This is a genomic window from Altererythrobacter ishigakiensis (assembly GCF_001663155.1).
Classification (GTDB): Bacteria; Pseudomonadota; Alphaproteobacteria; order Sphingomonadales; family Sphingomonadaceae; genus Erythrobacter; species Erythrobacter ishigakiensis.
Window position 1 is genome coordinate 1,400,400 of record NZ_CP015963.1, and the last position, 22,897, is coordinate 1,423,296.

Consider the following 22,897-nt stretch of genomic DNA (forward strand, 5'->3'; position numbering starts at 1 on the left):
TGTTATCCGTTCACGATTGCATCAATTTCGCGCGCAGCGGCGACGCAGTCGAGATCGCTCCAACGCCGTCCCATTACCTGCAGTCCGCAGGGCAGCTCCGTGCCCAGGTAGTTGCCCGAGCCAATCGGAAGCACGGTCGAAGGCAAATTGGGGAAAGTGGCGAGGCCGGCCCATGCCAACCCGCCCGATGCCGGGGACGCAGTGCCATTTATATCAATGTCGCCGCGGAACACCGCCTCATCGCGATGCGGAACCGCCAGCACAGGCGCAGGCGGCGCGAGCACAAAGTCATATGTCTCGAACAGATGCGCCCAGGCGATCTCGTTGCGCGCTTGCAGGTCGAGCAGATTGAACCAGTCTGTCGCGGTCGCACGTTTGCCATCGGGCGAGGGGGCACCGCGCGCCATCGCGACATTGAGCATGCGCAGGTAGTCGGCTTGCTGTGCTGCGAGGTCGGGGATGAGATCGCTCTTCCGGTCGATCTGCACGCCTGCCGCTTCGAGAGCGCTCAGCGCCGCTTCCATCGGTGCGCGCACGCTGTCATCAAGCGGGCTGTCCGGGTGATCAAGGATCGCGAGTATACGACAAGATCTAAGCGGTCTCTCTCGCTCGAATAACGGAAATTCCGACGTCAGCCGCAGCAGGATCTCTATGTCATCAGCGTTGCGGGCCAGCGGCCCGGCGATCGAAAGAGCGCCATCATGCGCATCCTTGCCCGCCATTGCCGGATGATCGTGTCCGTGCTTGCTGACCAGGCCCCAGCTCGTTTTGTGGCCCCAGACACCGCAAAAATGGGCCGGCACGCGCACTGAGCCGCCTATGTCCGTTCCATATTCGATTGGCACCATCCCGCTGGCGACCGCTGCCGCTGAACCGCCCGAAGATCCGCCTGGCGAGCGATCATGATTGTGCGGATTATTGGTGCGGCCATAGACTTCGTTGAAGCTTTGCCAATCACTGAGATCAATCGGTACGTTGGACTTGCCCAGGAAGACCACGCCCGCCGCCTTAAGCTGGCGCACGATCTTCGCATCGCGCCGGGCAACATAACTCTTGTGCGCTTTATGGCCCCACGTCGTTGGAAGGCCAGCGATATCAAAACTTTCCTTGATCGTCATAGGGACGCCGAACAATGGTTGATGCGCACCGGGCAGCTCTTTATCCATTCCTTTTGCGGTCTCAATCGCGCGCTCGAAATCGCACACCGCAACCGCGTTCACGTGGACATCGAGGTGCTCAATCCGCGCAATGGCATCTTCCACGGCTTCATGCGGTGAAAATTCGCCCCTGCGGATGCGTGCCGCTGTTTCAATTGCTCCAGCCTGATCGGTCAGTTTTGGATAGGCCACATTATCCTCCCTCTCCAACAGCGTGTCTTAGGGAGAGGGGGGAACGCGATCAAACGGAAATGAGCATTGGCTCTGATCAAATGTGGATCGGCTTGCCCTGCACACCCATCGCCGCTTCCTTCATCGCTTCAGCATGGGTCGGGTGCGCGTGACAGGTGTAGGCAATGTCTTCGGACGTTGCGCCAAACTCCATCGCGATGCCAGCTTCGGCAATCATCGTGCCCGCGACGCTGGCGATACACCATACGCCCAGAACGCGGTCGGTTTCCGCGTCGGCGATGACCTTCACAAAACCGTCAGGCTCATGATTGGTCTTGGCGCGGCTGTTCGCCATCATCGGGAATTTTCCGACCTTAACCGCTTTCTTGTCGCCGCCTGTTTTTTCGATCGCTTGCTCGGTTGTCAGGCCAACACCGGCGATCTCGGGCCAGGTGTAGACAACACTCGGGATCACATCGTGGTTCACAATGCCGGTTTCGCCCGCGATGTTCTCCGCAACCGCGATGCCTTCATCCTCGGCCTTGTGCGCCAGCATGGGGCCGGGGATTACGTCACCGATTGCCCATATGCCGTCGATCGATGTGCGGAAGGAATGATCGGTTTCGATCTGGCCGCGCTGGTTGGTTTCGAGGCCGATATTCTCAAGACCCAAACCATCGGTATTGGGCTTCCGGCCAATCGATACGAGGACGCAATCGGCCTCCAGCGTTTCTTCTTCGCCACCTGCGGCTGGCTCCAGTGTCAGCGTGGCTTTCTTACCTTTGACGGTCACACCGGTGACCTTGGTCGACAGCTTGAACTCGATTCCCTGCTTCTTGAAGATCTTGTTCGCTTCCTTGCGAATATCGCCGTCCATACCGGGCAGGATCTGGTCAAGGAATTCGACACAGATGACTTCCGCGCCCAGGCGGCGCCAGACAGAGCCGAGCTCCAGCCCGATCACGCCGCCACCGATGACGACCATCTTCTTCGGCACCTTCTTGAGTTCAAGCGCACCGGTGGAATCGACCACCACCTGCTTGTCATTGTCGACCTCGACGCCGGGCAGGGGAGTGACCGAAGAGCCGGTCGCGATCACGATATCCTTTGCAGTGACGGTCTCTTCGCCGACCTTTACCGTGTGCGCATCCTGGAAAGTCGCATAACCCTTTTTCCAGTCGACCTTGTTCTTCTTGAACAGGAATTCGATGCCCTTGGTCAGGCCATCGACCGCATCGACCCGCTGGCCATGCATCTTTTCGAGGTTCAGCTTGGGCTTCACTTCGATGCCCATGCTTTCCATTGTGCCATTGCTTGCTGCGTCGAAATATTCCGACGCATGCAGCATTGCCTTGGACGGGATACAGCCAACGTTGAGGCAGGTTCCGCCCAGTGTTGCGCGGCCTTCTGCGCAAGCCACCTTCAATCCCAGCTGCGCCGCGCGAATAGCCGCGACATAGCCGCCAGGGCCAGCGCCGATAACCAGAACGTCATAATCGTAAGAATGGTCAGCCATTGGGGTATTCCTTAAAGGTCGATCAGCATCCGTGTCGGATCTTCGATCGCTTCCTTGATGATTTTGAGCGCGGTCACCGCTTCGCGGCCGTCGATCAGGCGGTGGTCGTAGCTCAGCGCGATATACATCATCGGCCTGATCACGACTTCGCCATTCACCGCAACCGGGCGGTCTTCGATCCGGTGAAGACCCAGAACCGCGCTTTGCGGCGGATTGATGATCGGGGTCGACATAAGCGATCCGAATACACCGCCGTTCGAGATGGTGAATGTGCCTCCTGACATGTCTTCCATTGTCAGCGTGCCTTCCTTGGCGCGCTTGCCGAAGTCTGCGATGTCCTTTTCGATCTGAGCAAAGCCTTTGGCATCGCAATCGCGCACGACCGGGACAACCAGACCATTGGGCGCAGAGACCGCGACAGAGATATCGACATAGTCGTGATAGACGATCTCATCGCCTTCGATATAAGCATTGACTGATGGGACGTCCTTCAGCGCCAGACAAGCAGCCTTCGCGAAAAAGCCCATGAATCCCAAGCGGATATCGTGCTTCTTCGCGAACAGATCCTTGTACTTGGTGCGCGCTTCGATCACGGCCGACATATCGACATCGTTGAACGTCGTGAGCAGCGCGGCGTTCTCTTGCGCACCCTTCAGCCGCTTGGCGATGGTCTGACGCATACGCGTCATCTTGACCCGCTCGGTATTGCGATCGCCGCCAGTCGCGGCAGTTGCCGGTGCAGGTGTTGGTGCGGGTGCAGGAGCCGGGCTGTCCCCCTTCGCCTTGGCGGCGGCAAGCACGTCTTCCTTGGTCAAGCGGCCATCTTTGCCTGTGCCCTTGATCGTCGTCGGATCGACTCCGTGTTCCAGCACAGCGCGTCGCACGGCTGGTGACATAGTCACGGTATCGCTTCCGCCAGAGGTGTCATCCTTTGCTGCGGCAGGAGCAGGCTTTTCTTCTTTCGCTTCAGGCTTCTTGGCCGGAGCGCCAGCGCCTTCTTCAATCGTCGCGATTACCGCGCCCACTTCAACCGTGTCACCCACGGCAACCTTGTGCTCGCCAATCACGCCAGCGACGGGCGAGGGCACATCCACCGCGACCTTGTCAGTCTCAAGGCTGACAATCGGCTCGTCAGCCGCGACTGCATCGCCTGGCTGCTTGAGCCATTCGCCCACACTTGCTTCGGTTACCGATTCACCGAGGGTTGGAACTGTTACTTCTGTGGCCATTGTCTTGGTCCTCAGCCCTTCTTCTTGCGGGAGGTGGTGGATTTGGATGCGTCTGTCAGACCCAGCGCGTCAGCGACAAGCGCTTCCTGTTGTTCCTGGTGGCGACTGGCGAAGCCGGTGGCTGGCGATGCCGATGCATCACGTCCAGCATAGATCGGACGCATACCATCGTGCCCGGCGTTGCGCAGCGACTCTTCGATCAGCCGATCAACGAAGAACCATGAACCATTGTTTTTTGGCTCTTCCTGGCACCAGACGACTTCCTCAATGTTTTTCATGCGCTTAAGGCGAACCGTCAGTGGCTCTCCCGGGAACGGGAAAAGCTGCTCGATACGAACGATAGAAACATCTTCGAGACCTTCCTCATCACGCTTTTGCATCAGATCATAGGCGACCTTGCCGCTACACAGCACCAGGCGCCTGACCTTTTCGTCTGCGATCTCGGTCATGTCGGACTTGATCCGCATGAAGTGATGGTCGCCCATGAACTCTTCCGCGTCGCTCTTTGCCAGCGGATGGCGCAGCAGCGATTTGGGAGTCATTATGATCAGCGGTTTGCGGAAAGAACGCAGCATCTGGCGACGTAGAACGTGGAAATAGTTCGCAGGCGTCGTAATGTTGCACACCTGAATATTGTCATTCGCGCAAAGCTGAAGAAAACGCTCAAGACGCGCAGAGCTGTGCTCAGGCCCCTGGCCCTCATAACCATGTGGCAATAGCATCACCAAACCGTTGGCGCGCAGCCATTTGGCTTCGCCCGCGGCAATATACTGGTCAATCATGATTTGCGCGCCATTGGCGAAGTCACCAAACTGCGCTTCCCAAAGTACCAGTGTCTTTGGGTCGGCCATCGCGAAGCCATATTCAAAGCCCAGAACCCCGTATTCGCTCAGCGGACTGTCATAGACTTCGAATTTGCCGTGCGGCAGCTGGCACAGTGGCAGGTATTTCTCTTCAGTCTTTTGATCCACCCACACCGCGTGGCGCTGACTAAAAGTACCGCGGCCTGAGTCCTGACCGGAAAGGCGCACGCCGTATCCCTCGGTTACAAGGCTTCCGAAGGCGAGCGCTTCCGCCGTGGCCCAGTCAAAGCCCTCTCCCTTTTCGAACATATCCGCACGGCCCTTGATAACGCGGGTCAGCGTACGGTGCGCATTCAAATCTTCGGGAATTGTGGTCAGCGTGCGGCCCAAGCTATCGAACAGCTTCTTGTCGATCGCTGTTTCGATATTGCGGCGCGCGCTTTCAGGGTCAGCAGGTTTGTTGAGACCGGCCCAGCGTCCGCCAAACCAGTCGGCCTCATTGGCCTTGTAGCTTTTGGCCGCCTCGAACTCTTTATCAAGCTGTGCTGTGAAATCCTCACGCAGTTTGGGGGCGTAGCCTTTTTCGATTACACCCTCTGCGATCAAACGTTCGGCGTAGATGAAGCTGACCTTCTCGTGCTTGCCGATCGCGTCATACATCAGAGGCTGAGTGAACTTGGGTTCGTCACCTTCATTGTGGCCGAAACGGCGATAACACCACATGTCGATCACGATATCGCGCTTGAATTTCTGGCGGTAATCAACCGCTAGCTTGCAAGCGAACGTCACTGCTTCGGGATCGTCACCATTGACGTGAAGAATCGGAGCCTGAACGCCCTTTGCCACATCGCTGGGGTATGGCGACCCGCGCGAGAATTTGGGCGCCGTCGTAAAGCCGATCTGGTTGTTGATTATGAAGTGGATGCAGCCGCCGGTGTTGTAGCCGTTGATGCCTGTCAGGCTTAGGCTTTCCCAAACAACACCCTGACCAGCAAAAGCGGCATCTCCGTGGATCAGCACGGGTAGGACCTGCTCGTGCTTGTCCAGATCATCGCGGATCGCCTGCTGGGCACGTGCCTTGCCAAGCACAACCGGATCGACTGTTTCCAAGTGCGATGGATTGGGGACGAGCGACATGTGCACTTCGATATCGTCGAACGCGCGGTCTGTGCTTGTACCGAGGTGGTATTTCACATCGCCGGAACCACCCACGTCTTCGGGATTGGAAGACCCGCCCGAAAATTCGTGAAAGATGACCTTGTATGGCTTTGCCATAACATTCGCGAGCACGTTCAACCGGCCGCGGTGCGCCATGCCGTAGATAATTTCTCGCACGCCGGCCTGCCCGCCATGCTTGATGACCGCTTCCAGCGCCGGGATCATGGCTTCGCCGCCGTCCAGCCCGAACCGCTTGGTACCGACATACTTCTTGCCGAGGAAATTCTCATATTCCTCGCCGCGAACGACAGCTGCCAGAATTGCGCGTTTGCCTTCGGGGGTGAACTGGATCGTCTCGCCGGGGCTTTCGAACTTGTCCTGCAGGAAGCGCCGCTCTTCAGTGTCGGCGATGTGCATGTATTCCAGACCCACCTTGCCGCAATAGGTTGCGCGCAAAGTGTTGTAGAGCTCGCGCACGGTCGTCCATTCGAGACCCAATACGCCGCCAACATAAACTTCCTGATCTTCCTTGCCTGCGAGTCCATGGAATTCGAGCGTCAGATCGCTCGGCGTATCATGGCTGTGCAGTCCCAGCGGGTCCAAATCTGCCGCCATATGGCCGCGCACGCGATAGAGCCGCACGAGAGTCATCGCCGAGATTGAGAGGTTCGCGGCGTTCTCGATCGCCTTGGGGTCGGTTGGTTTGCCCGCCTTGGCGGAAGCATCCTTCACCGCTTCCTTCAAAGTCGTCGGATCAAGCGCAGACGTCAGGTCCGCAGCAGAATCCGCCACCGTTTCCAGCCAGCGCGGATTGCCCCAGCTAGGCCCGGCTTGCGGTCCTTCCTGATCGCCCAGTTCGGGCAGGAAATCTTGGTTCTCTTTACCCATCTTCGGTCTCCGGGGAGGAGGAGTTTAAGCGAGTTCTTTCAGCAATGCGTCAAGCGTCGTGCCAAGCTCTGATGGCGAAGGCGATACGCGGATGCCCGCAGCTTCCATTGCTGCAATCTTGTCATCCGCGCCGCCCTGACCGCCCGAAACGATCGCGCCCGCGTGACCCATGCGGCGACCCGGAGGCGCCGTGCGGCCTGCGATGAAGCCAACGGTTGGCTTGCTGCGGCCTTTCTTGGCTTCATTGGCGAGGAACTCTGCGGCTTCTTCTTCCGCGCTGCCGCCAATCTCGCCGATCATGATCATCGACTTGGTTTCGTCATCGTCCAGAAACATGTCCAGCACGTCGATGAAGTTGGTGCCGTTGACCGGGTCACCGCCGATACCGACAGCCGTGGTCTGGCCAAGGCCAACCATGGTGGTCTGGTGCACCGCTTCGTAAGTCAGCGTGCCAGAGCGTGACACAACGCCAACGCTGCCCTTCTTGAAGATGCTACCCGGCATAATGCCGATCTTGCATTCGCCCGGTGTGAGAACGCCGGGACAGTTCGGGCCGATCAGGCGCGATTTGGAGCCTTGCAGCGCGCGCTTCACGCGGACCATGTCCAGCACGGGAATGCCTTCGGTGATGGCAACGATCAGCTCGATCTCGGCATCGATCGCTTCAAGGATCGCGTCCGCTGCGAACGGAGGCGGCACGTAAATGCAAGAGGCCGTTGCGCCAGTCGCGGCCTTTGCATCGCCTACGGTGTTATACTGCGGAATACCGATATGTTCGGTGCCGCCCTTACCCGGCGTTACACCAGCCACCATCTGCGTGCCGTAAGCGACAGCTTGCTCTGTATGGAACGTACCTGTGTTACCGGTCATGCCTTGCGTGATGACCTTGGTGTCCTTGTTGACGAGGATAGACATTCACAAAACTCCGTCTTTGTAATTCGGTTCAGCCAAGCCACACGCCACGTTCGTAGACGCGCAGAGAGTATTCACTGGTGCGCATCATTGCGCGGTTAGCGGCGCACAGCGTAAATTCCGTCCGTGCGCCATCGATAAAAGTGCTGGCATCAAAAGTTGTTCGATAGGGATCATTCTGGCTGGCAACGGCGAGATCAAAACATGTTCGTGCGATCTCAAGATTTGCATCCGTATCAGTGTCTGGGCCTTCAAGCGCAGCATAGGTGCGGATAAGGCGAGAACGGCTTTGCGCGCGCCAGTTCACGCAGGCACGGTATTCGTTGCCGTCAGTCAAGGTAACCATCTGCGTGTCCGCGCAATAGACGCGGCGCTCTGGTGCGACATTCGGCGCAAAGGCCTCCGCAACTTCCGCACGGTCGACCTCGCGAGCGCCGGCAGGCACGGCAATTGCAGCCAGAAGGAGAAGGGAGGCGAATGCCTTAAGCAAGACTGCCGTCGAGTCCCTTACACGCTTCAAGCAGCTCTTCGACCGCGTCGGTGCTGACCTTGAGGTTGGCTTTCTCTTCGTCGCTGAGTTCGATCTCGATCACTTCTTCAGTGCCACCTGCGCCGATCACTGTCGGGACGCCGACATAGAGCCCGTCTAGGCCGTACTTGCCTTCGACATAGCTGGCACATGGCAGGATGCGCTTCTGGTCGCCAAGATATGCTTCTGCCATTGCAATCGCGCTGGTGGCCGGGGCGTAGTAGGCCGAGCCGTTGCCGAGCAGGCCGACGATCTCGCCACCACCCTTGCGGGTGCGGTCAACGATAGCGTCAATCCGGTCTTCGCTCACGCCCTTGATCTTGGCGTAGTCATTCACCGGAATGCCGTTGATCGTAGTGTAGCTGGTGACCGGCACCATGGTATCGCCATGGCCGCCAAGCACGAACGCATTCACGTCCTTTACGGAGCAGCCAAATTCCCACGCCAAGAATGTAGCGAAGCGCGCGCTGTCGAGTACGCCAGCCATACCCACAACCTTGTTGTGCGGCAGGCCGGAAAATTCGCGCAGCGCCCAGACCATCGCGTCGAGCGGGTTGGTGATGCAGATCACGAATGCGTCGGGGCAATTGTTCTTGATGCCTTCGCCCACGGCTTTCATCACCTTGAGGTTGATGCCGAGCAAATCGTCACGGCTCATGCCGGGCTTGCGTGGGACACCGGCAGTCACGATCACTACATCCGCACCAGCAATGTCGGCATAATCGTTCGATCCGGTGATCTTTGCGTCGAAACCTTCGATCGGGCCGCACTGACTGATGTCCAGCGCTTTGCCTTGCGGCATGCCTTCAGCGATATCGAACAGAACGATGTCGCCCATTTCCTTCTTCGCGGCCAGGTGGGCGAGGGTGCCGCCAATCATGCCTGAGCCAATGAGAGCGATCTTCTTGCGTGCCATAGTGGGGGGAATGTCCTTTCCGCGAAAATTGCACCGGACGCGATTTCACCAAGCCAAGATTGCGCTTTCCCCTGCGTCCTGGGGGTGTAGCGCGCTGGACTCCGTCAAGTGGGCCTAGGCCCGCAGTTGCGCGAAAGCAACCGCGAATCGACCAGTTTGACTAGGAATTTTTGCTAATTATTCGCAATAGCGATAAGGCTAATCAAAAATGAGAGTTTTTGCCGGAAATGGTGCTTTCGCCGCCTCGATAATCATGCGAATTCAGGCCTGCAAGCGGGTTGGGCCGTCTTCTTCATGCTCCTGCGCCAGCAGCATGGCGGCGAGATAATCCGGGACTGCCCGGCTGAAGTAGTAGCCCTGTCCCAGGGTACAACCCGCTTCGCGCACCGCGTGGACCTGATCGATTGTCTCGATACCCTCGGCAACGATCTCCATGTCCAGCTGCGTGCCAAGCTCTGCAACGGCGCGAATGATCGCGTCGGTCTTCCTGCCCACATTTGGACCGGACACAAAGCTTCGATCAACCTTGATCTTGGAGAAGGGGAAGCTGTTGATGTATCCCAGCGAGGAATATCCGGTTCCAAAGTCATCAAGCGCGAAGCGTACGCCGCGATCCGAGAGTTCCTGGATGAAGGCCGACGTCGCGTGATTGTCGTCTACAAAAAGGCTCTCTGTCACCTCAAGCTCGAGCCGCTTGGGGTCAAGGCCAGCTTCGCGCAGCGCATTGAGTATTCCAAGTGCTGCTCCGGGTGCGCGAATCTGCATTGGAGAGAGATTCACCGCTACGCTGACATGCTCTGGCCATTGCGCACATGCCTTGGCTGCTTGCGCAGTGATCCAATTGCCGAGCGTCACAATGACGCCGGTCTCCTCTGCGACCGGAATAAACTCGTCAGGGCGCAGCTCGCCTTTTTCCGGATGGAACCAGCGCACCAGCGCTTCAAACGTGTGGATCTTGCCGGTTTCGAGATCGATGATCGGCTGAAAATAGATCGACAACTGATCCCGCATAATGGCGCTACGAAGTTCGTCTTCGATCTCCCGGCGACGTACAAGATCGCGCGTCATATCGGGATTAAAGAAGCTGGTCTGGGAGCGCCCGGCGACCTTGGCGTGATACAAGGCCAGATCAGAACGCTGCATCAATGCGTCTATGTCCTTCGCATCATCAGGCATCAATGCGACGCCAAGCGAAACGCGGACGTCCAGTGATCGTCCTTCAATTCGCAGAGGACGCATGATCTCAATGTGAATCTCGCTGGCGAGACGTTCGGCTTCCTTGCGGTCTCCGATCGGGCCGTAGAGCACGAACTCATCACCACCAAAGCGAGCGACAGTAGATCCTTCTGGTGCTACCTCCCGCAGGCGGTTTGCGACTTCAGCCAGAACCTTGTCACCGATCGGATGGCCGAGCAAATCGTTCACTTCCTTGAAGCGATCGAGATCGATCCAGATCAAGACCATTTGCTGATCTTCAAGCAGGTCCATCATGCTCTCAACCATGGCATGGTTCAGGCCGGCGCGGTTTGCGAGTCCTGTGACAACGTCAGTTCGAGCCAGAATCTGCATCTTGTCGGCCATACGCGCACTGGTGTCGGCAGCTGCAATTGAATCACGCAGTACCTTGAACACATTCATTGTGATCGAAGCCATCGCCGGGATCAGGAGGAACATGTTCACAAACAGTGCGATGAAGGCAAGCGAACCAATGTAAAGCGCCGCTGCCATGATCGGCAGGCAAACGAGAAAGAGCTGGCCCATAGCGATCGTTGGCCGACCTGCGTTGCGGGCACATATTCCCACGCCATAGCAGGTGGCGTTCGCGATCATCAGGACCTCTACAGAGGCGGGGGCTTGCATAGCAATCGTAAGAGCTGCGATCCCGCCTAGCGCAAAAGCATAACTGAAGGCGCCGATCTCATAAATCAGCTCAAGTTTGCGAGTGCTCGTGTTACTTTCATGGGGCGACAGACCGAGTGAAGCGACAATGCGCGCCACTGCGATCACAGTAAGAATAATGCACCCAACGTAGAGGATTTGATAACCTGACACCCAGGCTGCGATTGCTGTCGAGGCGATCCCGTTAAACGCTCCGATAGCGAGGCTGCCGGGCTGCGTGTATAGCGTGGATACGAGTGTTCGCCGCACTCGCGCGGACAGATTGTCCTTTCGAGTCCGGATCGAGAAGCGCTTTGCCAGCGTCGCCAAGGGACGTGTTTTGCCCATACACATGGAGGTCTACAGCCAGAGTGTCACCGTCTGGTTAACGTCTCGCTTACCAATACAACGCAGTTATTCTGCGGGTTTCTTAACCTTTTGGAGGTGGCGAACCGATGCGGCAAAGAAGCCGCAGGTTACCTATCTAGCTGTGTTCCAAACCAAATTCGCGCGAAGCGATCACAGCCATACGGCGGTCGAGTTGGCGGCAGACTTCCAGCCACCAACGATATTGAACGCGATCATCGGCAAAGAACGCCTGTTCGGCCTTGTGGCGGGCAGCCCGCGCCGCGCCCAGTCCATGCTCCGCAAAATAACGCAAGGCTGCTTCGACAATCGCGGGGTCTGTCGATTTGCCGCCGCCATTGTCGTTCGCTGCTGGGCCAGTTGCCGGGGCGACCAGCCGGCGGACCAATGGGCCAGCTGGACGTGAATAGGTAAAGTCTGAAAGTGTTAGCATGGTGCGACCCCGGCTTTAGCGTTGACACTGGTTTTAAGTTGCAGGGTGCTAAGGCCGCGTTCCGCAACAGGGTTAATTTTGTCCTGATTACAAAATTGTGCATCTGTGGTTGCGATGCTTGCCGCGAAGCTGACGGCCTCCTATCGCTGCTGGCAAAGGAGGGCTTCCACGCGGTGATTGCAGTTTGGGATCGGATCGGGTTGGCCGTTGCAGTCGCGCTTGGTCTGGCAGGTTGTACCCCTGCCGATTTGGACAGCGACAATGCATCGAGTGGAGGTCCACGCATTGTCAGCTTGAACCCGTGTCTGGATGCAATCTTGGTCGAAGTAGCGGAGCCTGCGCAGATCCTTGCACTTTCGCATTACAGCGCGGATCCCCAGTCTAGCTCGATCTCTCGGGATGTCGCGCGGCGCTATGATTTCACGGGTGACACAGTTGAAGAAATGCTCGCGTTAAAGCCCGATTTGGTGCTTGCGAGTACCTTTATGGCACCCGCGACCCGTGCGGCGCTCGATGATCTGGGCGTGCGCGTCGAGAGTTTTGGCAGCCCTGGCTCAGTCGATGAGAGCGTGATGCAGGTCAACCGTTTGGCGACATTGGTTGAACAGCGGCGCAACGGCGAGATGCTCGCCGAGAAAATCGAGCGGTCAGTGCGTCAAAGTAACGCGGTCAAACCGGTTTCCGCTGTTCTATGGCAACCGGGAGGTATCGTGCCGGGCGAGCAGCAATTGATCAGCGAGCTGCTGCGCGCAGCAGGTTTTTCCAGCCATTCTGCGGCGCTCGGCATGGGGCAGGCGGATTACCTCTCGCTTGAGCAAGTTCTGGTCGACCCGCCCGACGTCCTTCTTGTTGCGGGTAAGTCACGTCCTCAGCAGCACCCCGCACTCAATGAGGCGGAGATAAAGGTCGCTCAGTTTGACCCGAATCTGGTCTATTGCGGCGGACCCACGATACCGCGCGCAATGGAGCGGTTGCGCGAAATTCGTGAGGTAGTCTCATGAATCGCGCCACGTTGATATTCTCTGCTCTCTTGCTTGTTCTCCTGCCATTGTCCTTGCTTGCGGGGCGCGTTTGGCTCGATCCTTTCAGCGATCCACGGGCCGCGTTGATCCTGATGGAGTTGCGGCTTCCCCGCGCATTGCTTGCCGTCGCGGTTGGCGCTGGGCTGGGTGCTGCTGGTGCCGCAATGCAAGGCTATCTTCGCAATCCGCTGGCTGATCCGGGCCTGTTCGGCATCGCACCAATGGCAGCATTGGGTGCAGTTACAGGCATGTGGTTTGGAATTGCCGTGAACCCCTGGTTATTGCCATTGATGGCATTGGCCGGAGCGGCGCTTGGAATGACTTTGCTCGCGCTGATCGCCGGGCGAACAGGGGGAATCGCGCTTTTCACTCTGGCTGGTCTGATGATCGCTAGCCTTGCGGGAGCATTGACGGCGCTGGCCATCACAATGGCACCCAGCGCATTTGCTATGAGCGAGATCGTGATTTGGCTGAACGGTGCGTTGACCGACCGCAGCTGGCGCGAAGTCTACCTCGCCGCTCCGCTTGTCGCAGCAGGCATTGGACTGCTTCTTGTTGCTGCCAAGCCGCTCGATGCGTTGACTTTGGGTGATGCCGCAGCACGCTCGCTTGGAGTACGCACTGACGTGCTTCTTTTCCTGTTGGTATCGGGCGTGGGCCTAACTGTGGGCGCAGGGGTCGCGGTGGCCGGGATCATCGGCTTTGTTGGGCTGATCGTGCCGCACCTGGTGCGCCCGTTCACTGATCGGCTGCCCTCCAGCCTGATCATGCCCAGCGCGCTGGCGGGTGCTTGCCTCGTGCTGGCCGCCGACAGCGTGGTGCGTATTTTGCCGTTAATGACAGAGCTGAGACTTGGCATCGCTTTAAGCCTGCTCGGTGCGCCGTTCTTCCTCTGGTTGCTGCTGCGCATGCGAAGGGGTCGGCTATGATCCTTGTCGCTGAAAATGTTTCTCTCATGCGTGGCGGAAATCTGGTTCTGGAGCGTGTCTCTGCGGCGCTCGAAACAGGTCAGATCACTGCGATCTGCGGTCCCAATGGAGCGGGAAAATCCAGCCTGCTTATGGCGCTTGCCGGCCTTATCAAACCAAGCGACGGAATGGTCGTTCTGGATAGCCAGCGGCTTGAAATTTATACACCGCAAGAACGCGCGCAGCGGATAGGATATCTTCCGCAAGAGGCCGAGGTGGCGTGGGATGTCGCGGTTGAGAACCTCGTACGGTTGGGACGCATGCCCTATCGTGATCGCGGCGATCATGCCGTCGAAGCCGCGATTGCAGCGCTTGATCTCGAGGCCTTGCGGCTCCGTCCGGCCTCTCAGCTGTCAGGTGGAGAAAAGGCGAGGGCTTTGCTTGCGCGCGTGCTGGCGGGCGAACCGCGATGGATTTTGGCTGACGAGCCGCTCGCCGCGCTTGATTTGGCGCATCAGCAAACCTTGCTGCGCCATCTGCGCAAGGCAGCGGAAGGCGGAGCTGGCGTAGTGATAGTAGTCCATGATCTTGCCACCGCGATGAACCATGCGGACCGGGTGATCGTCTTGGGCCAAGATGAAGACTCTGGATGCGTCGCGGCCGATGGCGCGCCTGAGGAAGCGCTATCAATCGAAAATATCAAGCGGGTGTGGGGCGTGGATGCGCGCTGGATCGGTGAATCCGAATCCATGGCGCTGATCCTCTAGCGAAAAAGGGGCAACCCGTCTGGGCTGCCCTTTCGTGTATTGTACTGGCAGAAAAGCTTACTCTTCAACCAACCCGCGGCTGACCAGCATTGGTTTTACATCGGGCTGACGACCCGCGAAATTTTCGAACATCTGGAAATAGTCCATCGTACCGCCGCGGCTCAACACAGTCTGACGATAGTGATCGCCGTTTTCGCGCGTGAGACCACCGTTTTCACGGAACCACTTGCGCGAATCCTTGTCGAGCATCTCAGTCCACAAATAGCTGTAATAGCCGGCCGAATAACCCGCCGGTGAACTGAAGATGTGATTGAAATAGTTCGAGCGATAGCGTGGCGGCACCAGATCGATTTCCAGCCCCAGAGCCAGTAGCGAATTGCGTTCAAACGCATCAACTTTTTCGGGTGTATCGATCGCTGCAGCTTCTTTAGGCGAAAGTGCGTGCCATTTCATGTCGAGCAATGCGGCTGTCACGGTTTCACCAAAGTCATAGCCCTGGTTGAACTTGGACGCGGCCTGGATCTTCTCGACCAGTTCCATCGGGATTGTTTCGCCAGTCTCGTAGTGCTTGGCATAGTTTTGTAGCACCTCCGGGTAGGTCACCCACATCTCGTGTACCTGACTCGGATATTCCACAAAGTCGCGTGCTGTAGCGGTGCCAGACAATGTCTCGTACTTCTGGTCGGCAAAGAACCCGTGCAGCGCGTGACCGAATTCGTGGAAGGTTGTTTCTACCCAGTCAAAGCTGACCAACTGCGGCTCGCCTTCGGCTGCTTTCGGAATATTGAGCACGTTATAGATGACCGGCTTGTTACCAGTCTCATAGCTTTGATCGACAAAATTGCTCATCCAAGCGCCACCGCGCTTTGACGGACGCTGGAACGGGTCAAAATAGAACAGGCCCAGCTCGCTGCCGTCAGCGTCGAACACGGTGTAGACCCAAACGTCTGGATGATAGACCGGGATGTCGTCTCGCTTTTCGAAGGTGAGGCCGTAGAGCTTCTCGGCCATGAAGAACACTCCGTCCTCAAGCACAGGCTGGAGCTCGAAATACTCCATCACTTCACCTTCATCGAAAGCGTATTTTTCGGCCTTTACCTTTTCGGAGAAGCGGTACCAATCCCACGGTTGTACCTTGAAATCCAGCCCGTCTGTGGCAATCCGCGCATTAAGGAGTTCAGCATCGCTGCGCTGTGTAGCAGCGAGGGCAGGGACCATGTCTTCCATAAATCCTAGAGCTGTCGCGGGGTCTTTCGCCATGCGGTCGTACATGGTGTAGGTCGCCCAGTCGGGCTTGCCGAATATCTCAGCCTTCTCGGCGCGCAATGTCGCAATCTGCGCGAGCAGGGCGCGAGTGTCATTGGCACCACCCTGATCCGCACGATAAGCGCTGGCCTTGAACAGACGCTCACGCACGTCGCGGTTCTCCAGAGCGGGCAGCAGTGGCTGCTGTGTGGTGTTCTGCAAAGCGAGCGCAAACTTGCCTTCCATACCCTTTTCCGTTGCCAGGGTCGCCGCCGCTTCGATATCTGAATCGGACAATCCGGCCAGTTCTTCGCGCGTATCGACTATCACTGCTCCATCGACGGTCGCTTGGCGTACCTTCTGACTGAACTCCGTGGTCAGCGTAGAGAGCTTGCTGTTGATTTCCTTTACCCGCTCGCGCTGCTCGTCATCCAGCAACGCCCCTGCTTGCACCATGTCGGCATAGGTTTTTTCCAGCAGAACGGAGTCTTCCGGTTCCATCGTCATGGCGGCACGGTTGTCATAGATCGCCTTAACACGGGCGAAGAGACCCGGATCTAGATTGATCGTGTCGTAGTGCGCGGTCAGCAACGGGCTGATTTCGGTGTCGATTTGATCCAGGCGGTCATTAGTATTCGCGCCGGTCAGGGCTGAAAAAACATAGCTGACCCTGCCCAGCATGAGGCCAGACTTCTCCAGCGCCACGATGGTGTTCTCGAAAGTCGGTTCTTCCGGATTATTCACGATCGAAGCGACTTCAGCCTTCTGGATTGCCATGCCCTGTTCGAAAGCGGGCATGTAATCATGTTCGCTGATCGCGTCGAAATCGGGCGCGTGGAACGGCAGTGTGCTTTCAGATGCGAAGTAACCGGTCCCTTGCGGGATGGTTTCATTGCCAGCGAAAATCTCGTCACTGCTGTAAATCTCTACGGGGGTCATATTACATCCACCTAAAACGGCAGCAGCCAATGCGATAGGCGCAACGCGGGCCAAAATTCGGGCCTTCATTCGTAACTCTCCAGTCCAATAAATATCGCCGGGCGTGCGTTTGCGCGTATCCGGCATGCGACCAAGCGGCATCTCCAATGCCGCGCGCTGCTTGAACCTGAGATTGATATCATTGGCAACCAGTGTGCAGTCGCCGATCGATTGCATATGTCGCTGGTCGAGAAGCGCAAAAAAGGGGCGGACCCGAAGGCCCGCCCGATTGCGTCAAGTCTTGATATATTCATTGGTGTTTGGTTGGCGGTTTATGCGTTTGCCGTGACCTTGTTTTCGGAGCGTTTACTCTGCGTCTTCAGGGCAATGCGGCGACCCGTTTGCTTGGCTTCGACGCGTGGTAGTTCGATCATCAACACGCCATCGATAAACTCGGCTTCAATTTGATCTTCGTTTACGTCTTGCGGCAATTGGATTTGGCGCTGGAACAAACCAAAACTACGTTCTGACCAGCCTGTATCCTTTACCTTTGGCGCACGTTTCTTCTCGCCAGTTATGGTGAGCACGCCTTCGCCCACGCTCAGTTCGATATCTTCTTCCTGTACTCCGGGCAGTTCAGCGGAGATCAGATAATTGTTGTCCGTATGCGATACTTCGATCGCCGGGGTCACACTCGCCAGACGCGACATTGCACGCTGGTCGACGTTGTCGTCATTATCGAAATCAAACACGTCATCGAACAGGTCGTTGATCTGACGGTTCAGATCGCTCAGCATCTCCGAACCTTGGTTGCGGAAGCGTTTCCATGAAAGGGGGCGACGATAGGGGGTTACATAACCATAGGTCATATAAAGTCTCCTGTTGTCTGCGGCGCTGTTCATTTCCAGATGTCTGGGCGATCCCAGTTTTCCGGGCGGCTCGACGCCGAATGCGGAGCCGGCGGAAAAGCGCCTCGTTTACATACACTTAATTAACGGGCAGAGTGGGAATTCGATCCACGACTCAGCGCACCTAAGGCACGGGTGAGAGAGATTGGGCGATTGCAGCATGAACCGGACAGGTGGAGAGACAACCTGCCCGGTTCGCCGTGCGGCCCTTTGGGGGACTTTCCTGAGAACAAACCCTTGGTGCGACCCGAGGGGCTTGGGGATAGACTCGCAAAGAGGGGTTCATAGTCGCTGCAAAATCCGGCCTTTTCGACCTGATGATTCCTATACCCCTCCCTCGGGAGTGCGGGTTTTAGAAGCTAAAGCCGTGTCGAGTTATTACGGCGTCGCATTGAGCCAATTGCAAAAGAACAGTTGGTTCTCGCAAGAGCTGGGAAACTGCATTGCGATCCGCGCGTTTGCTCCCACATGGAAACCATCGCTGTGGGCCGCATAAGACTGGCTCTTGACTAGATAGAACATTTGCGGAACACGCACATTCATGTCCCTCACCAAAATCTCCGTACGCGGCGCGCGTGAACACAACCTCAAAGGCATCGACATCGATCTGCCGCGCGATAGCCTGATCGTGGTGACGGGGCTTTCGGGGAGCGGAAAGTCCTCGCTCGCGTTCGATACGATTTATGCAGAAGGGCAGCGGCGCTACGTTGAGTCGCTCAGCGCTTATGCACGCCAGTTTCTGGAAATGATGCAGAAGCCCGATGTCGAGCATATTGACGGGCTCTCACCCGCGATCTCGATCGAACAGAAGACCACCAGTCGCAACCCGCGCTCTACCGTGGCGACGGTGACTGAGATCTATGACTACATGCGGCTGCTGTGGGCGAGGGTGGGCGTGCCCTATTCGCCGGCGACTGGCGAACCGATCAGCGCGCAGACCGTCAGCCAGATGGTCGACCGGGTGATGGAGCTGCCCGAAGGAACGCGGCTCTACCTGCTTGCACCAGTCGTTCGCGGCCGTAAGGGTGAATACCGCAAGGAGCTGGCCGAATGGCAGAAGGCAGGCTTTACACGCGTGCGGATCGATGGCGAGATGTACGCAATCGAGGACGCGCCAGCTCTAGACAAGAAATACAAGCATGACATCGAAGTGGTGGTCGACCGGCTGGCGGTGAAAGAGGGCCTCGAAACGCGCCTTGCCGACAGTTTCGAAACCGCGCTGAAGCTGGCCGAAGGGTTGGCCTATGTCGACCTGGCGGATGGCGTTGTGCCGGGCCGCGAGGATGAAGGGCAATCTGGAGGTGCGATGAAGGGTGCCGGTATCCCCGCCAACCGCATCGTTTTCAGCGAGAAGTTTGCCTGCCCGGTCAGCGGCTTCACTATCGAGGAAGTCGAGCCGCGCTTGTTCAGCTTCAACGCGCCACAGGGTGCCTGCGCCACGTGTGACGGGATTGGCGAGAAGCTGTTGTTCGATCCGCAGCTGGTCGTACCCAACGAAGCGCTGACGCTGAAACAGGGCGCGGTGGTTCCCTGGGCGAAGAGCAATCCGCCGTCACCGTACTACATGCAAGTGCTGACCAGCCTTGCGAAAGCGTATGATTTCGACATCAATACGCCGTGGAATGAGCTGGAGCCGGATCAGCGGATGATCATCCTGCACGGCACAGGTGGCATGCCGGTCGAGCTGACCTTCAAGGATGGGCGCAAGGAATACACCGTGCGTAAGCCGTTCGAAGGGGTGATCGGCAATCTCAACCGCCGCCTGTTGCAGACCGAAAGTGCGTGGATGCGCGAGGAGTTGAGCAAGTTCCAGACTGCGCAGCCGTGCGAGACCTGTGGCGGCAAGCGCCTGAATGAGAAAGCGTTGAGCGTGAAGGTTGCAGGCACTGACATTGCCGAACCGGTCAAAATGAGCGTTTCCGATGCCAAGGAGTGGTTCCTGAGCCTCGACGCGAAACTCAACGAAACGCAGCAACAGATTGCCAAAGCGATCCTGAAAGAGATCAACGAGCGGCTGGGTTTCCTCGACAATGTCGGCCTCGATTACCTCAATCTCGATCGTACGTCTGGCACGCTGTCAGGCGGGGAGAGCCAACGCATCCGGCTCGCCAGCCAGATCGGCAGTGGTCTTTCCGGCGTGCTCTACGTGCTCGACGAGCCCAGCATCGGCTTGCACCAGCGCGACAATGACCGATTGCTGGAAACGCTCAAGCGGCTGCGCGATCTCGGCAACACAGTGATCGTGGTCGAGCACGATGAGGATGCAATCCGTCAGGCGGATCATGTCGTCGATCTTGGGCCCGGCGCAGGCGTGCGCGGCGGCGAGGTTGTGGCGCAAGGCACGCTGAAGCAGATCATGCGCGCGAAGAATTCGATGACCGCCGATTACCTTACCGGGCGGCGCGAAATCGCGGTTCCGGCGACGCGGCGCAAGGGCAACGGGCATGACCTTACGGTCCATGGCGCGAAGGCGAACAATCTGAAGGATGTGACTGCCAGTATCCCGCTCGGCACCTTTACCTGCATCACCGGCGTGTCCGGCTCGGGCAAGTCCAGCTTCACGATCGACACGCTTTACGCCGCGGCGGCGCGCACGCTCAACGGGGCAAGGGTGGTCGCGGGCGCGCATGACAAGGTCACCGGCCTCGAGTTTTGCGACAAGGTGATCGAGATTGACCAATCTCCCATCGGCCGCACGCCGCGTTCCAACCCCGCGACCTACACCGGCGCCTTCACCAATATCCGCGATTGGTTTGCCGGCCTGCCAGAGGCGCAGGCGCGCGGCTACAAACCGGGGCGCTTTTCGTTCAACGTCAAGGGTGGCCGGTGCGAGGCGTGCACCGGTGACGGCCTGATCAAGATCGAAATGCACTTCCTGCCCGATGTCTATGTGACGTGCGAGGAATGCGGCGGCAAACGCTACAACCGCGAAACGCTGGAGGTGAAGTTCAAGGGGCTTTCCATCGCTGACGTGCTCGACATGACGATCGAGGATGCGGAGGAGTTCTTCAAGGCCGTGCCCCCCATCCGCGACAAGATGCATATGCTGAATGAGGTCGGGCTGGGCTACGTCAAGGTGGGCCAACAGGCGACCACGCTGTCAGGGGGTGAGGCGCAGCGTGTGAAGCTGGCGAAGGAGCTGTCGAAGCGCAGCACCGGGCAAACGCTCTATATCCTGGATGAGCCGACCACAGGTCTGCATTTTGAGGACGTGCGCAAGCTGCTGGAAGTGCTGCACCGCTTGGTCGATCAGGGCAATTCCGTGGTGGTGATTGAGCACAATCTGGATGTGATCAAGACCGCCGACCATATTCTCGACCTCGGCCCGGACGGCGGCGTGCGCGGCGGCGAAGTTGTTGCGCAGGGTACGCCGGAAGAAGTGGCGGAGGAGCCGCGGAGCTTTACGGGCCAGTACTTGAAGTCGATGCTGGAGCGCGGGGCTAAAGAAGCGGCGGAGTAGGCTAATTCCCTAAGTCCTTGAGGAGGACATCGAAGAAGGGCGCATTGCGCTTGCGAGCATCCTCCAACAACTTATTGTATCCGAAGATTTCCGTATAGATTTTATATCCCTTATGATAATGGAAAAGAGACTTCTCATCCCAAGAAGTTTGGAAATCGTGATACTTCGCAACCTCCCTTAGTGAAGGCTCCAAATCTGCAATAATATAGGCGGTAATTTGGGTGGTAGAAGGAATCTCAATTGTTGCCCCTTCCTTGCTTATGAATGATCCTCTCGCTCTGATTTGCTCAATCGTCTCACGAATTTGCTTGATAGGGTCACGTCCGTCTACACTCGATTTATAGTCATCCCGTCCGGGTCGTTTAAACTCAACGGCCATGACGGCTGATGTGCCGTCGCCACCTGCCACATAAACTTCGTCATAGAATCCGATATCTACTACGCGGTCGCCAGCCTTCCTTCTCCCTCCATGGAGGGTTCGGTCGCTGGAAGCATAAGAAACAAATGAAAGTCTTTCATCGAGCAACCACAGATTGTGGCGATAATATTTGGGTTCGTAGTATCCGAATAACGAGGAAAGATCAGATCGTGCTCAGCATCCTCAGGATGCATTTTCGAAGCGTCATCAAACCTTCGAAGCGCGTCGGCAACTTCCAGGACTGCGCGCCGATGCACAACGTACTCGCTTAGCGCGTCGCGGTATGTATCGGTGACTTGCTCAAGAATTTCGTCCTTTCGGGCCCGGAATTTCTCTTCGTCGGCGAACGTGTCTTTTAGGTACTTCGACCAACGACGTTCCGCGCGAAGCCGTTGTAGAGAAAGATCTGCAACAAGAACGGCACGAACAGGCCGCTCTACTTCGAAATTGCGATCGGTGAGACGGTTACGTCCGGTTCGATGCGCGCGCCTGGAGCGAAATCCTGTTACTACATTCCCGATCTGTGGGAAGTGCGCGTTAGCTACGAGCGCAAAGGCGAGGTGCTCTGCCGGATTGGCGTGCAGTACCGACAGCAGGTCGAGCTGACTTCACTCAGCAATTGCGGCTGGCGCAGGACCGCCGTTGCTGACTAGCGCCGCGCAACGGGAATTTCGGCTTGAAGATGTGACAGTGGCCAGCTGCGCGACAGAAGAAGTGACCTTCAACTATAAGAAGATCCGATCGTAGGCTGCTCTTCTTCTGGCGCTTTATATCTGCTTTCGCGACTCACCCGACACGCGTAAAATGGGATTCTTGGGGCGGATGTGCCCCGGTGGAGACTAAACATGAAGTTCGGGACTGGATTGATTGGTGCAGTTTTTTTGGCGGCTGGAATGAATGCTGCTGCAGGCGCGCAAGACGATGGTGAGTTCACCTATGTGGGTGCCAGCCTGTTTGGTGAAAACGAGGTTGGCCACAAAGGCGCGGGCGAAGATGCCAGCGGCGATTTCAGCGCTGAACTGGACTTGGCGAATGGGCGGATGTGCTACCTGCTTGAAATTGAAGGCCTAGACGATTTCGCCGCCGCGCATATTCACGAAGGCATGAAGGGCAAGAATGGGCCGCCTGTCGCCACACTGGAACTGGTTGGCGAAGACGGCGACGATGTCTGCACTGACGCTGACCCCGAACTGTTGAAGAAGATCGCAAAAAACCCGGCACGCTACTACGTCAACGTGCATACTGCCGCATTTCCAGCGGGCGCAGTACGCGGGCAGTTGGGCGAATAGGGCGGG

General features: G+C 57.6%; 18 protein-coding genes. 6 read left to right on the forward strand and 12 right to left on the reverse strand.

Going from position 1 to position 22,897, the window contains the following annotated elements; all coding sequences use genetic code 11:
• Positions 1 to 2 precede the first annotated feature (2 nt).
• The 9 genes from A6F69_RS06645 to A6F69_RS06685 all read right to left on the reverse strand — a co-directional run bounded on the left by A6F69_RS06645 (position 3) and on the right by A6F69_RS06685 (position 11,956).
• Positions 3 to 1,349, reverse strand: coding sequence for an amidase family protein (locus tag A6F69_RS06645; RefSeq protein ID WP_067598952.1), 1,347 nt, complete (start codon positions 1,347 to 1,349; stop codon positions 3 to 5).
• Between the two features lie 76 nt (positions 1,350 to 1,425).
• A complete protein-coding gene (gene lpdA / locus A6F69_RS06650) occupies positions 1,426 to 2,844 on the reverse strand; it encodes a dihydrolipoyl dehydrogenase (protein ID WP_067598955.1) in 1,419 nt (472 codons plus the stop codon).
• Between the two features lie 11 nt (positions 2,845 to 2,855).
• Positions 2,856 to 4,073, reverse strand: a complete 1,218-nt coding sequence (gene odhB / locus A6F69_RS06655) for a 2-oxoglutarate dehydrogenase complex dihydrolipoyllysine-residue succinyltransferase (RefSeq protein ID WP_067598958.1) — start codon at positions 4,071 to 4,073, stop codon at positions 2,856 to 2,858.
• Positions 4,074 to 4,084: 11 nt separating this feature from the next.
• A complete protein-coding gene (locus A6F69_RS06660) occupies positions 4,085 to 6,922 on the reverse strand; it encodes a 2-oxoglutarate dehydrogenase E1 component (RefSeq protein ID WP_067598960.1) in 2,838 nt (945 codons plus the stop codon).
• Positions 6,923 to 6,946: 24 nt separating this feature from the next.
• Positions 6,947 to 7,837, reverse strand: a complete 891-nt coding sequence (gene sucD / locus A6F69_RS06665; protein ID WP_067598963.1) for a succinate--CoA ligase subunit alpha — start codon at positions 7,835 to 7,837, stop codon at positions 6,947 to 6,949.
• 28 nt (positions 7,838 to 7,865) lie between these two features.
• Positions 7,866 to 8,324: a hypothetical protein gene (locus A6F69_RS06670; protein ID WP_067598966.1), complete on the reverse strand. Its 459-nt coding sequence runs from the start codon at positions 8,322 to 8,324 to the stop codon at positions 7,866 to 7,868.
• Complete coding sequence (mdh, locus tag A6F69_RS06675) at positions 8,317 to 9,279, reverse strand: malate dehydrogenase (protein WP_067598969.1); 963 nt, start codon at positions 9,277 to 9,279, stop codon at positions 8,317 to 8,319. Before mdh ends, A6F69_RS06670 begins: the two co-directional genes overlap by 8 nt.
• Before the next feature lie 261 nt (positions 9,280 to 9,540).
• A complete protein-coding gene (locus A6F69_RS06680) occupies positions 9,541 to 11,505 on the reverse strand; it encodes a putative bifunctional diguanylate cyclase/phosphodiesterase (RefSeq protein ID WP_083984724.1) in 1,965 nt (654 codons plus the stop codon).
• A 136-nt stretch (positions 11,506 to 11,641) separates the two neighbouring features.
• Positions 11,642 to 11,956, reverse strand: a complete 315-nt coding sequence (locus A6F69_RS06685) for a hypothetical protein (RefSeq protein ID WP_144573652.1) — start codon at positions 11,954 to 11,956, stop codon at positions 11,642 to 11,644.
• 173 nt (positions 11,957 to 12,129) lie between these two features.
• Here A6F69_RS06685 and A6F69_RS06690 point away from each other — a divergent pair, with 173 nt between their 5' ends.
• The 3 genes from A6F69_RS06690 to A6F69_RS06700 are packed head-to-tail and all read left to right on the forward strand — an operon-like array spanning position 12,130 to position 14,653.
• Complete coding sequence (locus A6F69_RS06690) at positions 12,130 to 12,957, forward strand: ABC transporter substrate-binding protein (protein WP_245638199.1); 828 nt, start codon at positions 12,130 to 12,132, stop codon at positions 12,955 to 12,957.
• The gene (locus tag A6F69_RS06695) at positions 12,954 to 13,907 is read left to right on the forward strand and encodes a FecCD family ABC transporter permease (protein ID WP_067598971.1); all 954 of its coding nucleotides are present in this window, start codon (positions 12,954 to 12,956) and stop codon (positions 13,905 to 13,907) included. Before A6F69_RS06690 ends, A6F69_RS06695 begins: the two co-directional genes overlap by 4 nt.
• Positions 13,904 to 14,653 carry an ABC transporter ATP-binding protein gene (locus A6F69_RS06700; protein WP_067598974.1) on the forward strand — a complete coding sequence of 250 codons (750 nt, stop codon included), beginning with the start codon at positions 13,904 to 13,906 and terminating at the stop codon, positions 14,651 to 14,653. The genes A6F69_RS06695 and A6F69_RS06700 overlap by 4 nt, the downstream gene beginning before the upstream one ends.
• 57 nt (positions 14,654 to 14,710) lie before the next feature.
• Here A6F69_RS06700 and A6F69_RS06705 read toward each other — a convergent pair whose 3' ends face one another.
• Together A6F69_RS06705 and A6F69_RS06710 are read right to left on the reverse strand one after the other, a co-directional pair.
• Complete coding sequence (locus A6F69_RS06705; protein ID WP_245638200.1) at positions 14,711 to 17,053, reverse strand: M3 family metallopeptidase; 2,343 nt, start codon at positions 17,051 to 17,053, stop codon at positions 14,711 to 14,713.
• A gap of 95 nt (positions 17,054 to 17,148) precedes the next feature.
• Complete coding sequence (locus A6F69_RS06710) at positions 17,149 to 17,685, reverse strand: Hsp20/alpha crystallin family protein (protein ID WP_169816557.1); 537 nt, start codon at positions 17,683 to 17,685, stop codon at positions 17,149 to 17,151.
• A gap of 580 nt (positions 17,686 to 18,265) precedes the next feature.
• On the opposite strand from A6F69_RS06710, the gene uvrA reads away from it, so the two are divergent.
• Entirely contained in the window at positions 18,266 to 21,184 is a 2,919-nt protein-coding gene (gene uvrA, locus A6F69_RS06715) for an excinuclease ABC subunit UvrA (protein ID WP_067598976.1), read from the forward strand.
• A gap of 1 nt (position 21,185) precedes the next feature.
• Here the strand turns inward: uvrA and A6F69_RS06720 are convergent, their stop codons facing one another.
• On the reverse strand, positions 21,186 to 21,710 hold the full coding sequence (locus tag A6F69_RS06720; RefSeq protein ID WP_144573650.1) for a hypothetical protein: 525 nt from the start codon (positions 21,708 to 21,710) through the stop codon (positions 21,186 to 21,188).
• Between the two features lie 371 nt (positions 21,711 to 22,081).
• Here A6F69_RS06720 and A6F69_RS13065 point away from each other — a divergent pair, with 371 nt between their 5' ends.
• Together A6F69_RS13065 and A6F69_RS06730 are read left to right on the forward strand one after the other, a co-directional pair.
• Positions 22,082 to 22,255 (forward strand): hypothetical protein, encoded by a 174-nt coding sequence (locus A6F69_RS13065; RefSeq protein ID WP_157092822.1) that lies wholly within the window; start codon positions 22,082 to 22,084, stop codon positions 22,253 to 22,255.
• 192 nt (positions 22,256 to 22,447) lie between these two features.
• Positions 22,448 to 22,891, forward strand: coding sequence for a CHRD domain-containing protein (locus A6F69_RS06730; protein WP_067598987.1), 444 nt, complete (start codon positions 22,448 to 22,450; stop codon positions 22,889 to 22,891).
• The last annotated feature ends 6 nt before the right edge of the window (positions 22,892 to 22,897 follow it).

What these genes read in the sequence shown, in the direction of transcription:
- lpdA (WP_067598955.1), bottom strand. Translation starts at nt 2,844, where the DNA reads ATGGCTGACCATTCTTACGATTATGACGTTCTGGTTATCGGCGCTGGC.
- odhB (WP_067598958.1), bottom strand. Translation starts at nt 4,073, where the DNA reads ATGGCCACAGAAGTAACAGTTCCAACCCTCGGTGAATCGGTAACCGAA.
- A6F69_RS06660 (WP_067598960.1), bottom strand. Translation starts at nt 6,922, where the DNA reads ATGGGTAAAGAGAACCAAGATTTCCTGCCCGAACTGGGCGATCAGGAA.
- sucD (WP_067598963.1), bottom strand. Translation starts at nt 7,837, where the DNA reads ATGTCTATCCTCGTCAACAAGGACACCAAGGTCATCACGCAAGGCATG.
- mdh (WP_067598969.1), bottom strand. Translation starts at nt 9,279, where the DNA reads ATGGCACGCAAGAAGATCGCTCTCATTGGCTCAGGCATGATTGGCGGC.
- A6F69_RS06680 (WP_083984724.1), bottom strand. Translation starts at nt 11,505, where the DNA reads ATGGGCAAAACACGTCCCTTGGCGACGCTGGCAAAGCGCTTCTCGATC.
- A6F69_RS06685 (WP_144573652.1), bottom strand. Translation starts at nt 11,956, where the DNA reads ATGCTAACACTTTCAGACTTTACCTATTCACGTCCAGCTGGCCCATTG.
- A6F69_RS06695 (WP_067598971.1), top strand. Translation starts at nt 12,954, where the DNA reads ATGAATCGCGCCACGTTGATATTCTCTGCTCTCTTGCTTGTTCTCCTG.
- A6F69_RS06700 (WP_067598974.1), top strand. Translation starts at nt 13,904, where the DNA reads ATGATCCTTGTCGCTGAAAATGTTTCTCTCATGCGTGGCGGAAATCTG.
- A6F69_RS06705 (WP_245638200.1), bottom strand. Translation starts at nt 17,053, where the DNA reads ATGCAATCGATCGGCGACTGCACACTGGTTGCCAATGATATCAATCTC.
- A6F69_RS06710 (WP_169816557.1), bottom strand. Translation starts at nt 17,685, where the DNA reads ATGACCTATGGTTATGTAACCCCCTATCGTCGCCCCCTTTCATGGAAA.
- uvrA (WP_067598976.1), top strand. Translation starts at nt 18,266, where the DNA reads ATGTCCCTCACCAAAATCTCCGTACGCGGCGCGCGTGAACACAACCTC.
- A6F69_RS13065 (WP_157092822.1), top strand. Translation starts at nt 22,082, where the DNA reads ATGCGCGCGCCTGGAGCGAAATCCTGTTACTACATTCCCGATCTGTGG.
- A6F69_RS06730 (WP_067598987.1), top strand. Translation starts at nt 22,448, where the DNA reads ATGAAGTTCGGGACTGGATTGATTGGTGCAGTTTTTTTGGCGGCTGGA.